General features: G+C 62.1%; 11 protein-coding genes. 5 read left to right on the top strand and 6 right to left on the bottom strand.

Translation table 11 applies throughout. The features are described from left to right. Positions 1-129: 129 nt before the first annotated feature. Positions 130-2,142: a hypothetical protein gene (locus ACQ4N7_RS26930; RefSeq protein WP_430714525.1), complete on the top strand. Its 2,013-nt coding sequence runs from the start codon at positions 130-132 to the stop codon at positions 2,140-2,142. 78 nt (positions 2,143-2,220) lie between these two features. Here ACQ4N7_RS26930 and ACQ4N7_RS26925 read toward each other — a convergent pair whose 3' ends face one another. Further along, complete coding sequence (locus ACQ4N7_RS26925) at positions 2,221-3,117, bottom strand: GGDEF domain-containing protein (protein WP_430714524.1); 897 nt, start codon at positions 3,115-3,117, stop codon at positions 2,221-2,223. Between the two features lie 210 nt (positions 3,118-3,327). Here ACQ4N7_RS26925 and gcvT point away from each other — a divergent pair, with 210 nt between their 5' ends. The 4 genes from gcvT to ACQ4N7_RS26905 all read left to right on the top strand — a co-directional run bounded on the left by gcvT (position 3,328) and on the right by ACQ4N7_RS26905 (position 8,055). Continuing rightward, a complete protein-coding gene (gene gcvT / locus ACQ4N7_RS26920; protein ID WP_430714523.1) occupies positions 3,328-4,437 on the top strand; it encodes a glycine cleavage system aminomethyltransferase GcvT in 1,110 nt (369 codons plus the stop codon). Between the two features lie 304 nt (positions 4,438-4,741). After that, positions 4,742-5,134, top strand: coding sequence for a glycine cleavage system protein GcvH (gcvH, locus tag ACQ4N7_RS26915; RefSeq protein WP_430714522.1), 393 nt, complete (start codon positions 4,742-4,744; stop codon positions 5,132-5,134). A gap of 156 nt (positions 5,135-5,290) precedes the next feature. Beyond that, a complete protein-coding gene (locus ACQ4N7_RS26910; RefSeq protein WP_430714521.1) occupies positions 5,291-7,348 on the top strand; it encodes a chromosome segregation ATPase in 2,058 nt (685 codons plus the stop codon). A gap of 374 nt (positions 7,349-7,722) precedes the next feature. Then, the gene (locus ACQ4N7_RS26905) at positions 7,723-8,055 is read left to right on the top strand and encodes a hypothetical protein (protein ID WP_194025057.1); all 333 of its coding nucleotides are present in this window, start codon (positions 7,723-7,725) and stop codon (positions 8,053-8,055) included. Positions 8,056-8,094: 39 nt separating this feature from the next. Here the strand turns inward: ACQ4N7_RS26905 and ACQ4N7_RS26900 are convergent, their stop codons facing one another. The 5 genes from ACQ4N7_RS26900 to ACQ4N7_RS26880 form a co-directional block, all read right to left on the bottom strand. Beyond that, positions 8,095-10,239 (bottom strand): putative bifunctional diguanylate cyclase/phosphodiesterase, encoded by a 2,145-nt coding sequence (locus ACQ4N7_RS26900; RefSeq protein ID WP_430714520.1) that lies wholly within the window; start codon positions 10,237-10,239, stop codon positions 8,095-8,097. Then, positions 10,236-10,658: a response regulator gene (locus ACQ4N7_RS26895; protein ID WP_430714519.1), complete on the bottom strand. Its 423-nt coding sequence runs from the start codon at positions 10,656-10,658 to the stop codon at positions 10,236-10,238. Before ACQ4N7_RS26895 ends, ACQ4N7_RS26900 begins: the two co-directional genes overlap by 4 nt. Further along, positions 10,655-13,558, bottom strand: coding sequence for a PAS domain-containing protein (locus ACQ4N7_RS26890; protein WP_430714518.1), 2,904 nt, complete (start codon positions 13,556-13,558; stop codon positions 10,655-10,657). The genes ACQ4N7_RS26895 and ACQ4N7_RS26890 overlap by 4 nt, the downstream gene beginning before the upstream one ends. Beyond that, positions 13,474-14,190 (bottom strand): response regulator, encoded by a 717-nt coding sequence (locus ACQ4N7_RS26885; protein ID WP_430714517.1) that lies wholly within the window; start codon positions 14,188-14,190, stop codon positions 13,474-13,476. The genes ACQ4N7_RS26890 and ACQ4N7_RS26885 overlap by 85 nt, the downstream gene beginning before the upstream one ends. A gap of 66 nt (positions 14,191-14,256) precedes the next feature. After that, positions 14,257-15,828, bottom strand: coding sequence for a SagB/ThcOx family dehydrogenase (locus ACQ4N7_RS26880; protein WP_430714516.1), 1,572 nt, complete (start codon positions 15,826-15,828; stop codon positions 14,257-14,259). Between the last annotated feature and the right edge of the window lie 206 nt (positions 15,829-16,034).

Genomic DNA, 16,034 nt, shown 5'->3' with positions numbered 1-16,034 from the left:
CAAAGAACTCACTGAGGCGGTCTCGCTAGCTGAACTGCCGCCCGCTGGCCGGGTCGTTGCGTTAGGCCGCTGGCTGGTTAGAGCATCACTTGGAGCATCACAGTTTGGGGCAATATCCATCGGTACTCTATGACCTCACTATCGTCGCCTACCACCACATCGTCGCCTACTGCTGTGGACTTTGAGCCTCTTCAGCAGGCTTTCGCCAGCTATCTAAAGGATACCAATCTCTACCCTGGGCTCACCCACCTGGATTGCTCAGAGCGGGGTGGGCGACTGCTGCTGCTGGCCGAGCACTCGGCCCCTGAGGTGACTGAACCCAACGATTTGCTCAAGGAGCTAGAGTCGGCGTTTCGAGATTTGGTGCCTGCGGTGGGGCTGCCCGATGCCGACTGGGCGGCGGCAGGCTCTCTCGCGGTCCGTATTTATCTGAAGCTGAAGGCGGCGGCTCAGCCCTACGCCATTCATACGTTTACCTGGCAACCGGAGGATGCGGTAGATGTCGTCTTTCCGCCAGAGTCTACTGGGGCTGAGGGGTTTGCCCCAGGGACGGCTGACCGCTTAGCGCAGCCGCCGGATCAGCTGTCGAGTCAGGCGTTGGGTCAGCCGGTGGAGTCAGCGGCATCGGGTGAGGCGATGCCGCTGCCCCCCCATTTAGCTGAGGCTGATGGTCATGACGCTGGCGAACCCAGGCCAGAGGCTAGTGGCAGTAGCGATGGCTCGGCTGGGCTGGGCTTTAGCGATGCGGCCCTGGCGCTGCCCGAGACCGCCGTGCAGCCCCCCGAGGGGCCGGGCTGGGTACAGCGGGGGCAGCGGTGGGCCGGGATGGGAATGCGATCGCTGCGCGACTACTGGAGCTATGGCCTGGCAGGGCTGATTTTGGTGGGCAGCGGGGCTTTTGCCTACGCTCTGACGCGGCCCTGCGTGGTGGGCAGCTGCGATCGCATCGAGCAGGCCGCCGAATTCTATGACCTGGCCCAGGCCACTCTAGTCGGTAGCCCCAACGGCGACGATTTAGTCACCGCCCAGGCCGACCTGCAAACCGCCATCGATCTGCTAGAGCCGGTGCCCACCTGGTCATCCCACTACGAGGCCGTTCAGGCCGACCTGCAGCGCTACCAGGGCAGCATTGCCTCGCTCAACGCCATTCTTCAGGGGCAGGCGATCGCCGCTGAGGCCGCCAACCTGAGCCAAAACCCGCCCCACCCGGTCGAGCGCTGGGTCAAGGTGCATCTGCTCTGGCAGCAGGCGATCGACTGGCTGGCCAGCGTGCCGGTCGACAGCCCCGCCTACGACTACAGCCAGCAAAAGCTGTACGAATATCGGGCTAACTACAGCGCCATTGGCCGCCGCATTGTGGCCGAAGAAGAGGCCGAGGCCAACTTTAGTACCGCCGTTCAAACGGGCAACCTGGCCCAACAGCGTATGGAAACCGCTAACTCCCTGGCGGGTTGGCAGTTGGCCACCAAAGAGTGGCAGGCCGCTATCAGGGGCCTATCGCTGATTCCCCAGGGCACCATGATCTACAACGAGGCCCAGGCCCAGCTCAACGAGTACCAGGCTCAGCTCAATCGGGTGACCAACCGGGCCACCCTCGAAGAGGCCGGAGCCAGCAATTACCACCAGGCGGTCCAGGCCGCCCGAGCCGCCGCCGCCTACGAGGCCAAAGGACAGTGGACCCTGGCGCTGCAGCAGTGGCGACAGGCCGTGGGCAGCGCTCAGCGAATTCCCACCGACACCATTCTGGCGGAGGAAGGCGCGGTGCTGCTTGAAACCTACCAGCCCGCCCTGGCCAACGCTCAGAACCGCTTGCGCAACGCCGTAGCCCTGCAGTCGCTAACCACCACGCTGGCTCGGCTGTGCGAATATTCTGCTACTCCCTGCACCGTGCAGGAAGACCCCAGTCAGATTCGGGTTATTCTCTCTAGCCAGTACGCCGAGTCCCTGCGCCAGGCTATTACTCCCCCCGCCGCTGACGGCACCTTTGCCTTTACCAATCAGCTCAGCGCTAGCGCCCAGCAGCTCATCGAGCAAATTATTACCACCAGCCACCAGATTGAGCGGCAGGTGGCGATCTACGACGCCCAGGGCGGCTTTGTGGCCCGGTATCGGCCCGATTTAGGCGGGTTTATCAAGAACTAGGCAGGCGCTGGTCCTTGAGAGCACGATTTCAAGCAGGCCGATTTTAAGCAGGCCGATCAGAGGCCGAACGGGTTGCCCCTACTGAGCGACGGCAGAAGTCGCGATCTCGACCTGGTTTTTGCCGCTGCGTTTGGCGGTGTAGAGGGCGGCATCGGCCTGCTGGTAGCTGTAGGTCAAGCCCCGCACCGGGTCAAAGCTGCTGATGCCAAAGCTGGCTGAAATCAAGGCATGATTTGGGCCGGGAACCAGATCCTGGAGATCGATTTTTTGAATCTCCTGACGAATGGTTTCGACCTTGTCGTGGGCTTCTTCGGGGGTGCAGCCTACCATCAGCAGCACAAACTCGTCGCCGCCAATGCGGGCCGCTAAGTCGATCGCGCGGATCTGGCCGTGCAGAACCTTGGCCACCGTCTGAAGGAGCTGGTCGCCCACCTCGTGGCCGTAGGTGTCATTTACGGCTTTGAACCCGTCGAGATCGAGCACAACAAGGCTATGGCTCACGCCACTGGGCTGATAGCTGAGGGCGGCTAGGGCGGCCTCCAGTCCCCGGCGGTTGGCAATTCCAGTTAGCGGGTCGTGCTCGGCCACCTCACGGGTCATGACCAAATCTCGGTGGGTGTTGAGCAGCTGGGGCACCAACGCCCTGAGCTGCCAAGCCGTATACAGGCTAATGGTAGCCGTGACTAGCGTCCAGCCGCCTTCGAGCCAGTAGTCGGCGTGCCATATGTTCCAAACATGTATGCCGTGGCCGATGCCGCAGCTAAAGATAAAGGCCGCGAACAGCAGCAGTACCGGACGAATTTGAGCATCGATATGCTGCCTATTCATCATTAGCAGCAGTGGAATCGAGAAATAGGCCACAAGTACCCCCATGTCGCTGATAGCGTGCAGGGAGGTGAGCCAGGGATTCCACAAAAAACAAGACCCGTGGGGCATTAGCGCGATCATCGGGATGAAAACTACAGGGAACACCATTCAGACCTACATTGGGTCAGACCTACATTGGGCTGGGTAGCCCGTAGCTACCAGCATGGCACCGCAGATCGAGAACGCGGACACAGCAACATTCTGTAACTACGGATCCTTCTACCTTGACTGAAACAAAGCCAATCAGGAACGGTATAAAACCTGAAAAGGTGGCGCTTTTCTCAGTACACTCTGAGGTGATCCTTAGGATTCCCGCCCATGACGCTGCTGCAAACGCCCCTCTACCCCGCCTGCGTTGAGCAAAACGCGCGCATGACCGAGTTTGCCGGTTGGTCAATGCCGGTGCAGTTTGGCGGCATTAAGCAAGAGCACCAGGCGGTGCGCGATCGCGCCGGGCTGTTTGATATATCCCACATGGGCAAGTTTGAGCTCAAAGGGCCAGGGGTAATGGCGGCGCTGCAGCGGCTGGTGCCCTCTAACCTGGAGCGGCTGGGGCTGGGGCAGGCCCAGTACACGGTGCTGCTCAACCCCGAGGGCGGCATTATTGACGATTTGATTGTCTACCTCACGTCGCCCCCGGCCAGCGCCCCCGGCTCAGATATTGAAACCGTCACTCTGATTGTCAATGCCGCCACCACCGACAAAGACAAAACCTGGCTGTGGTCACACCTGACGGGCACCGACATTGAGCTTAGCGATGCGTCACGCGATCGCGCCCTGATCTCCATTCAGGGGCCTGCCGCCGCCGCCCTGCTGCAGCCCCACACGCCCCACAGCCTCGACCAGCTGGGCCGCTTCGCCCACCGCGATACAGTCCTGCTGGGTCAGCCAGCCTGGCTTGCCCGCACCGGCTATACCGGCGAAGACGGCTTTGAGATCATGACCGACCCCGACACCGCTCTGGCCCTGTGGCAGACGCTGAGCGCCGAGGGGGTGGCTCCCTGCGGCCTGGGTGCCCGCGACACCCTGCGCTTAGAAGCCGCTATGGCCCTCTACGGCCAGGATATTGACGACACCACCAGCCCCCTGGAGGCAGGCCTGAGCTGGCTGGTGCACCTGGATGAAAAAGGAGACTTTATCGGGCGATCGCGGCTCGAAGCCCAGAAAGCCCAGGGCGTTAGCCGCCGCCTGGTCGGCCTCGTCATGGAAGGTCGTCACATTGCCCGCCACGGCTACCCGGTACTGCACCAGGGCGATCGCGTCGGCACCGTCACCAGCGGCACCCTGGCCCCCACGCTCAACCTGCCCATTGCCCTGGCCTACGTCGCCGCCCCGCTGGCCAAAGTCGGGCAGATTTTGGAGGTGGAAGTCCGCGGTGAACCCCGCGCCGCGAAGGTGGTGAAGCGGCCGTTTTACCGGGCGAAGTGAGGGGGTGGGTGAGTAGGTGGGTAAGTGAGGAGGATGAGGAAATGAGGAAGGTGAGGAGGATGAGGAAGGTGAGGAAGTGAGGAAGGTGAGGAGGATGAGGAAGTGAGGAAGGCAAAGTGAAATATTCTTCTCCTCATCCCCTCACCCCTCCATCCCCTCATCTCCCCCTCCCCTCATCCCCCCATCTCCTCATCTTTAGTTGCGCCAAAACCGCTGACTCATGGCACACTGGCACTGGATTCCATCAGCTTTGCGCGTGGCTGTGGTACAAATAATTTCTCCTGGGGCGATGTGAGGTTACGCCATGGCATTTGAATATCCCGAAACGCTGAAATATCTCGACAGCCACGAATATGCCCGCACCGACGAAGACGAGGGCATTGTGACGGTGGGCATTACCGCCTTTGCCATTGACCAGCTGGGCGACATTGTCTTTTTAGAGCTGCCTGAGATCGGCGACAGCCTCGAAAAAGGCGAAAAGTTTGGCACCGTGGAGTCGGTGAAGGCCGTGGAGGAGCTGAAGTCGCCCGTCTCTGGCGAGGTGCTAGAGCGCAATGAAGCCCTGATCGAAGCGCCAGAGCAAATTGGCGATGACCCCTACGGCGACGGCTGGCTGGTTAAAATTAAGGCCAGTGACCTGGAAGAACTCGACGATACCCTCACCGCCGAGGAGTATAAAGATCAGGTGGGTGGCTAGGTGTCTGGCCAGTTTTGGCTGGTCTGAGCAGGCCGGGGGCCATTGCGTTTAACGAAGACATGGCTATACTAAATCTGACTTTTGCCGCACTCTTGGCCGCACAGATTCGCTGAATCTGGCGGTGAGGAGCTGTGATCCACCTCTCAGGCAGCGGGTATGGCTTCAGATCCAGATACCTTTGAACGACCGACGCCCCGCGGGCAGCCCACCAGGCCAGCTCGGTCGGCTCCCCTGCCGCCGATTGCGACACCCCCGGCTGTTGAACATCTGCCGCCGCGCTCCACTTTGCCCCCTGGGCCAGAGCGCTACGACCCTCTGGCCGATTTGCGGCGGCGGGCCGACAGCGACAAGCCGCCCCAGGGGAGTGATCCTTCAGGCGATCGCCCAGTCGAGCAAAATGCGCCGCGCTCACCCCGCCCGCCCCTGACCCAGCGACTGGCCAAAACCTGGCCGATCTGGTCGGTGGGCATTTTGGTGGCGGTGATGGGGGTAGGCGCGGTGTCGGCGGTCAGCCTGTTTCGAATTCCCAACTTGCCCAACTGTCGAGCCATTTTTTGGCCCACGGCGGCGGCAACGACTCGCCTGCAGTGTGCCGAGGCCTACGCCGAGCAGGGCACCGTAGAGGGCTATTTAGACGCGATCGCGCTGCTGGAGTCGCTGCCCTCCGACCACCCGCTGCGGGACGAAGTTGACCTGCGCATTGAAACCTGGTCTGAAAACATTCTCGACCTGGCCGAAACTACCTTTCAGTCGGGCGATTTGGCTGAGGCGATCGCGATCGCTCGGCGCATTCCCAACCACACCGCAGCGGCCCAGCTGGTCAATGAGCAGGTCGGCGAGTGGAACCAGATCTGGCAAGAGGCCGAAGCAATTTATAAAGCGGCTGAGGCTGACCTCAAGGCGCTGGCCTTTCAGGATGCCTTTGCCAAGGCGATTCAGCTGCTCGATTTGGGCAATACCTACTGGGAAACCGTCAAGTACGACGAGCTAACCGCCAAAATCACCGCCTCCCGCGAAGATCTCAATACGCTGGGCAAAGCCAAAGAACTGGCCCGCCAGCGCACTCTCAAGGCTATGCAGGAGGCGCTCAAGCTGGCCCAGGGCATCGACAGCCAGAGCCCGGTCTACAGCGAGGCCCAGTCGGTGATTCGCCAGTTTGGCCGCGACCTGCTGGAGATGGCTGAGGCCGCCCTCGAACGCCAGGATGCGACCGCCGCCGGGCAGATGCTGGAGGCGATTCCAGACTCTCTGGGCATGGGGGCCGAAATTGCCGACATGCGCACCTTTATTGATGCTAGCCAGCTGGCCTGGCAGGGCGGCATTACCGGGCTGGAAGGGGCGATCGTGCGTTTGCAGAGCGTCAGCGCCGATCGCCCCCTCTACGGCAAAGCCCAGGCCCTGATGGGTCGCTGGCAGGACGAGGTGAAGGGGCGCACTCAGCTGGAGTGGGCGCGGCAGGTGGCGCTGCCCGGCACCACAGCCGATCTGCAGGCCGCCATTATCGAAGCCCAGGAAATTTCGCGCAGCAACGCCGCCTGGGACGATGCCGAGGCCCAAATTGGCCGCTGGCGCAGCCAGATTCAAACTGCCGAAGACCGCCCCATTCTCAGCCAGGCAGAAGCTCAGGCTCAAACGGGAGACCTGGCTGGGGCGATCGCCACCGCCCGCCAGATTGGCCCCAATCGCGCCCTCTCTGACGAAGCCCAGGAAAACATTAGCCAGTGGCGAACCAGCCTGCAGCGAGCCGAAGATGGGCCTCTGCTGGCCCAGGCTCGTCAGCTGGCCGCCCAGGGTCGCCTGGCCGAGGCGGTAGCCGTCGCCTCCCGGATCGGCGCGGGTCGGGCCCTCTCGGATGAAGCTCAGAGCAGCATTCAAACCTGGCGCGGGCAGCTCCAGGGGCAGCAGCAGCTGCAGGCGGCCTACCAAACCGCCCAGGCGGGCACCGTCAGCGCCCTGGCCGAAGCCGTGCGGCTGGCCCAGCAGGTGCCCGAGAGCAGCCCCCAGCGAGCCGAGGCCACCCAGGCCCTCACCCGCTGGAGCTGGGACATTTTGCGGCTGGCCGAAACCGAAGCGCTCGTCAACCCCAGCCGCGCGATCGCGATCGCCGAAGCCGTACCGGCCAAAACCGAAGCCTACGCGCAGGCGCAGCTGCGCCTGCGCGAGTGGCGCGCCGCCGCCCAAGACCGACCTGCGGGCACCATCACCATGCCCTAACCGGCTAGACGGGCTTGATGGCGGCCTTCTCCACTCGTCCAATCGGTGGGCGACGCACAGCCATTTTGTGGCGCTCTAGACGCTCTAATTAGAGCAGTTCATCGCCAAAAGCGGATTCTAGTGCAGTGTCAATACTAAAAATTAGGGTTCTCGTAGGTTGGGTGGAACGCAGTGAAACCCAACAGCAGTCAGCCTTGTTGGGTTCTGCTGGCGCGCCACCCAACCTACAAATAGCGAACTGGCCAGCGCTATACTTACCACTTTCAGCCAGTCCTGCCGCTGGAGTCTCGATCGCAGTCGATCAATCGGGTCCATACTCCACTACTATTTGTCTAAGCATTCGCGGTTGTTTAGCGCTATCCATGCACGGCTCAATGTCTGATTCGGAGAAAATTCCAGAGATCCTCAAGCTGATTGACATCCTCGATGGGCTAGAGGCATTGATTGAGAGCGCCCCCAACGAAGATGTGGAAGACATTTTAGAAGAGGCGTGGCTGCAGATTAGCGATACCTTCCCCGACGACTTTAAGGCGGCAACCCAGCACGATGCCGGGGCGGAAGGGCTGCGCCGCTACCTGAAGGTGAAAGGCTTTTTTGAAAACCCCTCCGAGCGATCGATTGGGGCTGCAGAGCTAGAAGAGTACTATCGCAGCTACATTGCCGCTGAAGAAGACGAAGAGCCAACCGACTTTTTCTTTCCCGAGTAGGCAGGGCCAGGCGCAGGGAAAAGCCGCCGTTTGACAGCGCTAGCGGGGGCTTGAGGTGGGGGCGGAGACAGCGGCGAGCAGGGTATCGGCTTCGGCGGCGGGCAGGGGGCGGGCAAGCCAGTAGCCCTGGGCCAGCTCGCAGCCGAGCTGGTGGAGGTGCTCAAACTGAGTTTGGGTTTCGACCCCTTCGGCGATCGCCGCCAGGCCCAGGCGGTTGCTCAGGGTAATGATGGTTTCGACAATGTCGGAGTTGCGGCGGTTGGCCTCCATGGCCATCACAAACGAGCGATCGATTTTGAGGGCATCGACGGGCAGCTGATGCAGGTAGCTAAGCGAAGAGTAGCCGGTACCGAAGTCATCGATGGTGACGTTAAACCCGTAGGGCTTGAGCTGCTGCAAAATGGCGACCATCGCCTGAATATCTTCGATCAGGGTGCTTTCGGTAATTTCGAGGTTGAGGTGGTGGCCCTGCAGCCCGGTTTGGGCCAGAATGCTGGTTAAATCGTCCAGCAGGTCGCTGCGCAGCAGATCTTTGACCGAAAAATTAATGCTCACCGTCAGCTCGCTCTGGTGCGGATAGCGCTGGTGCCAGAGGGCCAGCTGCCGGGTGGCCTGGATCAAAACCCAGCGATCGAGGGGCACAATCAGCCCGGTTTCTTCGGCAATGGGAATAAAGCTGTCGGGGGTGATAAAGCCGCGATCGGGATGCTGCCACCGCACCAGGGCCTCAAACCCAGAGATTGTCTGGGTTTCGAGCTGAAAAATGGGCTGATAGTAGAGCACCAGTTCCCCGTGGTCGATGGCGTGGCGCAGTTCCTGCTCGAGCTGAAGTCGCTGCAGGGCTTGCAGATGCATCGATTCATTGAACACCACATAGCGGCCCCGCCCCTGGGCCTTGGCCCGGTACATGGCGATGTCGGCATCTCTCAGGGGTTCGGAGGGGCTGTGGTAATCGCAGCCCCCCAGCACAATGCCCACGCTGGCGTTGAGAAAGACGTTGCGCCCGCCCACGGCCAGAGGTTCCTGAATGTCCTGCAGGAGCCGCTCGGCAATGCGCAAGGGCTCGTGCAGGGTGTCGATGTCTTCGAGCAGCAGCACAAACTCATCGCCCCCCAGGCGAGCGGCCAGATCGGTGGCGCGAATCAGCGATCGCAGCTTTTGGGCTACCACCACCAGCACCTCATCGCCCGCCAGGTGGCCCAAACTGTCGTTAATGACCTTGAAGTGGTCGAGATCGAGAAAGAGCACCACAAACTGCTGCTGGCGATGGCAGCGCTGAATGGCCAGCTCCAGCCGCTGCATGAGAAAGTTGCGGTTGGGCAGCTGGGTGAGGGCGTCGTGAAGGCTGTTAAACAACATCTGATCGGCCACGCGGCGGTGCTCGGCCTCGGCCAGGCGGCGCTCGGTGATGTCGGTGTAGGTGCCGCTCATGCGCAGCGGGCGGTAGGTGTCATCCCACTCGACGACTTTGCCCCGGTCTAGCACCCATACCCAATGGCCCTGGCGGTGGCGCAGGCGAAATTCGCACTCGTAGCTGGCCGTGTTGCCCTCAAAGTGGCGCTGTAGCGCGGTTTTTTTGCGGCTCCAGTCGTCGGGGTGCACAAACTGCCGCCAGGTGTCGATGTGGGGCGGACCGATATCGCCGGGGCCGTAGCCAATCAGACCTGCGCAGCGATCGCTGGTCCACATCTCCCCAGACTGCACCTGCCAGTCCCAAATGCCGATGCCAGAGCCTTCGATCGCCAGATGCAGCAGTTCTTTGGTGCGCTCTAGCTCGATTAGAGCGGCACGGCGATCGCGGCGGCCCTGGGCCTCTCGCACCTCTCGCCGCACCGCCTCCACCAGCCGCGAGAGGTTGTCTTTCATCACGTAGTCGTGGGCACCGGCCCGCATCATTTCTACAGCGGTGGCCTCGCCCACGGTGCCCGACACCACAATAAAGGGCAGGTCGTAGGGGCTGTTTTGCAAGATTTCGAGGGCGACGGGGGCGGTAAACTGAGGCAGCTGATAGTCAGAAAACACCACATCCCAGTCGGCGCTGAGGGCCGCGCGAAAATCGGCGGCGGTTTGCACCTGTACCCATGTGGGGGCAAACCCGGCTCGGCGCAGCTCTCGCAGCAGCAGCAGCAGGTCGTCGTCAGAGTCTTCTACAATTAGCGCCCTCAGGGGTTCAGAGGCAGTCATGGCAGAGTGGGTGGCAGCTCACTTATCAATGCCCAGTACAGGCCGAGCTGGCGCACGGCTTCGGTAAATTCGTCTATTCTGACGGGCTTGCGCACATAGCTATTTGCCCCTAGGCTGTAGCTCTCAATGATATCGCGGTCTTCACTTGACGAGGTGAGCACGACCACGGGCAGCAGCCGGGTGCGATCGCGGCCGCGAATTTGCCGCAGCACCTCCAGCCCATCGATTTTGGGCAGCTTGAGGTCAAGCAGCACCACGCAGGGCAGCGGGGCGGGGCCAAACACCTGCTGCAGGGCTTCCTCGCCGTTGCGGGCCACTATCACCGAGTTGGCCAAATGGCCCCGACGCAGGGCGCGCAGGGTGAGCTGCTCGTCGTCAGGGTTGTCTTCGACCAGCAAAATAGGGCGTACTGACGTCATAGGGGCCTCGCTGTCCCAGGGGCAGGGGGTAGGGTGAAGTAGAACGCTGCCCCCCGGTCGACGGCAGCCTCGGCCCACACCCGCCCCCCCTGACGGTGAAGAGCCCGCTGCACCGTGGCCAGGCCAATGCCGGTGCCCGGAAACTCGTGGGTGTTGTGCAGCCGCTGAAACACCCCGAACAGCTTGCTGGCGTAAGCCATATCAAAGCCAGCCCCGTTGTCGCGCAGGTAGTAGACGGGCTCGCCCGCCTGCACCACCACGCCAAACTCCAGCCGGGCGCTGGGGCGGTGGCTGGTAAACTTCCAGGCGTTTTGCACCAGGTTGGCGATCGCGACCTGCATCAGGGTGGGGTCGGCGCTGACGACAATGCCGGGAGTCAGGGTGACGGCCACGGTGCGATCGGGGTCAGCCGCCCTGAGTTCGTCAATTTGCTCTTGCACCAGGGCGCTGAGGTTTACCGTCTGGTAGGTCATCGCCTGTCGCGACACCCGCGACAGCCGCAGCAGGTCGTCAATCAGCTGCCCCATGCGGCCGACGTTGTGGCGAATGCGATCGAAATAATTCTGCCCTTCCTCGTCAAACTGGTCGCCGTAGTCTTCGAGCAGGGCGCGGCTAAAGCCGTCGATCGCCCGCAGCGGAGCCCGCAGATCGTGAGATACCGAGTAGGCAAAGGCCTCTAGCTCGCGGTTTGAGGCTTCGAGCTGGGCGGTGGTGCGCAAAATTTGCAGCTCAGCCTGCTTCTTCTCAGTAATGTCGTAGTTGATGCCCACCATGCTCAGGGGCTGCCCCTCAGGGGTGCGATAGACCAATGCGTTGGCCTTGATCCAGCGCAGTTCGCCGTCGCTGCGACAGATGCGAAACTCGCTGTCGTAGGGGGCATCGGTGGCCAGAGTAGCCTGCAGGGCCGCTTCTACCGCCTGCCGGTCGTCGCTGTAGACTCGGTTGTACCAGTCCTGGTAGGTGGTGGGTCGCCCCTCCCTAAAGCCATACAGCTCGATCAGGCGCTGATCCCAGCTGATGACGTTGGTGACAACATCCCATTCCCAACTGCCAAAGCCCCCCGACTCTAGGGCCAGCGACAACCGGGCTGAGAGGTTCTGAAGCTCGGCGGCGGCCTGCTTTTGGTCGGTAATATCGTAGTTAATGCCGATCACGCTGACGGGCTGATCGCTGGCATCTCGATGCACCAGAGCGCTGGAGCGAATCCAGCCCAGGCTGCCATCGCCCCGCCAGACGCGAAACTCCACGTCGTAGGGGGTGTCGCCGTCAATGAGCGTCTGGTTGGCCGCTTCGACCCAGCCAATGTCGTCCGCGTAGACCTGGGCTCGCCAGTCTTGGTAGGTGGCCTGGTGCCCTAGCCGAGCAAAGCCATACAGGTCAACCAGGCACTGATCCCAGATTACCTCGTCGGTGCTTAAAACCCTTTCCCAGCTGCCAATGCGGCCCGATTTGAGGGCCAGAGACAGCCGCAGCGACAGGTTCTGCACCTGCTCTTCGTGGGCGCGGCGTTCGGCTTCGACGCATTTGCGATCGCTAATATCCTGCACAGTGCCGGTCAGATGGGTCAGCTGGCCAAGCTCGTCGAGGACCGCTTCCCCCTTGATGTGAATATGACCAGGGCTGCCGTCCGCCCGCAGAATGCGAAATTCTTCGTCGAAGGGCTGATGGGTGGCGATCGCGGTCTCTATGGTTTGACGATGCCGCGCCTGGTCATCGGGGTGAAAGTAGCCCTGAAGCGCCTCACAGCTAGTCAGTTGTTCACCTACGGCGAGACCAAAAATGCGATAGAGCTGGTCAGACCAGACAACGTGCTCGGTCGCCAGCTCAAACTCCCAACTGCCCAAGTTGCCGATGCGCTGGGCGGCTTGCAGGTGGGCTTCATTTTTTCTCAGCTGCGCTTCGGTGTGCTTGAGTCGGGTGATATCGACATGGCAACCCACGATGCGCCGGGGCTGGCCGGCGGCATCCCAGTCAATCACCTGACCAGCGCAGATGATCCACACTATGGAGCCGTTTTTGTGGCGGTAGCGCACTTCGGTGTAGTAAGGCACCTGGCCGTGGCTTTGAATGTGGCGCTCCAGACTCTCCAGGGCAACGGGCAGATCTTCTGGGTAGATCAGGGTTTGCCAGATGTTGGTCTGGTTGGGCAGTTCGTGGTCAGCGTAGCCAAACATAGCCTTGAGACCAGGGCTCATGTAGGCGGTATTGGCCACACAGTCGATGTCCCAATAGCCAGCCAAAATCGAGTCGAGGGTGGTCTCTAGCAGCGATAGCTCGTGGCGCAGCTGCTTGGCCTGCTGATGACTGGCGGCGGCGACTTTGCGATCGCTGATGTCGGTAAAGTAAACGGTGACGCCGTCAGCGTTGGGGTAGAGCCGCATTTCAAACCAGGTGTTTAGGGGCGGAAAGTAGTACTCCAGAGCCTCGGGCTGCTGCTGCTCAACCGCTCGATGGTAAGCCTCATAGATCGAGGTGTTGACCGCTTCGGGAAATTTAGCCCAGACGTTGTGACCGATTAAGTCTGCCGCCGAGCGCTGCAAAATGCGCTCAGCAACGGGGTTGAGGTAGACGCAGCACGCATCGCAGTCAAAGGCGATAATGCCGTCATTAATGCGATCAAATACGCGAGTCAACAGGTCCTGGGCAGCCTTAGCGTCGCGCTGGGCCGCCTGCGCCTCGGTGAGCAACTGCTGCTGCACCTGCTGGGCCACCACGCGATCGCTAATATCGCGCGAAATACACAAAATCGACTCTATTTCTTCCCCCGTGGCTGACCACTCGGGGGCGATCGCCATCTCAAAGTGCCGCACGCCTATCAGCGTAGGGGTCGCAAACTCAATCGTCTGCTTTTCGCCAGTGGCCAGCAGCCTGGCCGCCGCCGCCTCCCAGGCCTCGACCATGGCGCTATCCAGGCCCAGGTCACGACAGGTTTTGCCCAAAAAAGCGGTGGTACCCCCGTTAGCCTGGCCAGCGTGGGGCTGACGTAGAGGTGGCGCAGCTGGCGGTCAAACCGTTCAATAATATCAGGGGAGTTTTCGACCAAATTTTGGTACTGCTGGTGGGCCTGCTCCAGGGCGGTTGGGCAGGCTGGCTGCGGCTGCGGCTGATTCAGGTTGGCCCAGAGGTCAACGCAGTTCAACTCATCTTTAAAGCAGTAGTCAGCGGCCCCCAGTTTCATCGCCTCCAGGGCCGTGCGCTCCTGCCCTGGCTCCACCAGCACCACTACCGGCAGCGGGTGCTGAGCCTGTATGTCGCCCAGGGCGGCCAAAAATGCCAGCCCACTGCCTCCGGCCCAGCCCAGGTCAATCACGGCCCAGTCAGGGGAGGAGGCCTGCCACAGATTCAGGGCCTCAGCCAGCGTGTTGGCCTTAAGCAGGCGACAGGTCGATGGGGCCAGCCGAGCGAGGCGATCGCCCCCTTCAGCCAGCAGCAGCACGCTCAGGCGATCGGGGGGATGCGGCGCGGCGGCAGGGGACAGCGGGCTGCCAACCAGCCGAGGTTGAGCCTGAGTTTGAGACGAAAGCTGAGCCATGGACAGGCGGCAGAATAGGGCAGATGGCCAACCCGCTACCGCAGGAGTAGCCATGTAACTCTAAGACTACCCCGACTGCCCCAGGGTCGTTATGTAGATCACCGCTTCGTCGGGTGGAATACCCAGAACCTCGTTAACCTGATCGTCGTAAAACCCGCCGATGCCGCTGACCCCCAGCCCCAGCCGCACGGCGGCCAGATTTAAGCGCTGGCCCAGATGCCCGGCATCCATGTGCAGGTAGCGGTAGACGCGATCGCCGTAGGCCGCCACGGCCCGAGCCAAATCGGCCGTGTGAAATACGACAGCGGCGGCATCGCGGCCCAGCTCCTGCCCCAGGCACAGGTAGTGCAGCTCGCGGCGAAAGTTTTTGAAGCGCACCTGGCGCAGCTCTTCGCTGCGGGGGGCGTAGTAGTAGCAGCCATCGTCTAGGCCCTCTACATCGCAGGCCACCACAAAGGTGTGCACCAGGCTGCGATCGCCGTAGTCGGGAGCGGGGTCAAAGCCCTGGTCGCGGTAGTGGCGGGGCTGGTAGGTAAAGTCTAAGAGCTGCCTCAGCGACCCTAGCGAGATCGGCCCAGCGCTAAATCGCCGCGTCGATCGCCGTTTGAATAAGGTAGTTTCGAGCTGCTCCAGGTGCGGCCCCCAGTCGATTGGCGCACTGGCGGTGGGCACCCGCAGGCCAAAGGGCAGGTTGTACTTATCTTCGAGGGTGTCGGCGGGCTGGGGGGTGTCGCCGCTGGGCTGCATCGCCCACTTGGGGGCATCGGCGGTGGGGGCGATCGCCGACACCTGGTGAAAGTACTGCAGCAGCTCCCCATCGGGCACCGCCGCGAACTGGGTTTGGGGCGGCGTAGCAAAGGCCACCTGGGCGCAGGGCAGATTTTGCTCCACCGTCAGCAGGTCGGCCAGGGGCAGCACCGCCAGCGCTCCCTCCTCGGCGGGGTCGAGGTAGAGCAGGTCGGCGATGGCGCGATCGGCAAAGCTGGCAATCAGGTGGGGGCGGTAGTCGACCACGGCGCTGGCCAGCTCCAGGTTGCCCAGCAGGTGCCCCACATCCAGGCAAATGCGCCGATAGGCCCGGTCCTGGTAGCGCCAGGCCGACCGATAAAACACCCCCGTCACCACCACCGCCAGGTGGGTCGCCTCCAGGGTAGGGTGCCAGAAACAGGCCCGCTGCAGCCCCTGCCACACGTGATCTTCCCAGTAGCGCCAGAGGCTGTGGCTGCGGGCCTGATAGTTGTAGAGCCCCGCCGGCAGCAGTCGCGTGCCGCGCGAAATAATATAGATCTCCGCCGGGTACAGCCCGCCCGCCGACGGTGCCGATCGCAGGTAAAAGGTCTGTCCCGTTACGGTGGGAAACTTGGCCGTCAACCCGTAGGTGTTGATCAGCAGCCGCGACAGCCGCATCCAGTCGGCCATGTCGCCTTCCCCAGCGCCGCCCTGGGCCGTGTCATCCTGAGCCGTATCGCCCTCCTCCAGGTAGGGCTTGAGATCGACCTCGGCCCCTACCCGGTAGGTCTTGAAGGTTACGGGCTGGCGGCTGTAGTCGAGGGGGCGAGCCTGGGCCGCCAGGGTCTTGGGGTCGTACTTGGTACGGCTGTGGTAGTGCTGAGCGATGGAAACCAGAGCGTCGGGCATGGCCAGGGAAGAGTTGAGCGATCGCAGCCTGCAGACGGCTGCCTAAATTCTATCCAAGCGCGGGGCAATGGGGGGTGGAGGGGTGATGGTCCCTGAGCGGAGTCGTTCGCGCTAGCGTCTCCCGCAGGGAGAAAGGGGGTGGACAGGTAGGTGGGTAGGTGAGTTGGGCTTGTTTATTGGGGGGATGAGGGGATGAGGGGATGAGG

This window comes from Nodosilinea sp. AN01ver1, from assembly GCF_050565655.1.
GTDB lineage: Bacteria > Cyanobacteriota > Cyanobacteriia > Phormidesmidales > Phormidesmidaceae > Nodosilinea.
Note: the sequence above shows the minus strand (reverse complement) of the source record. Positions and strands in the feature narration are given on the sequence as shown.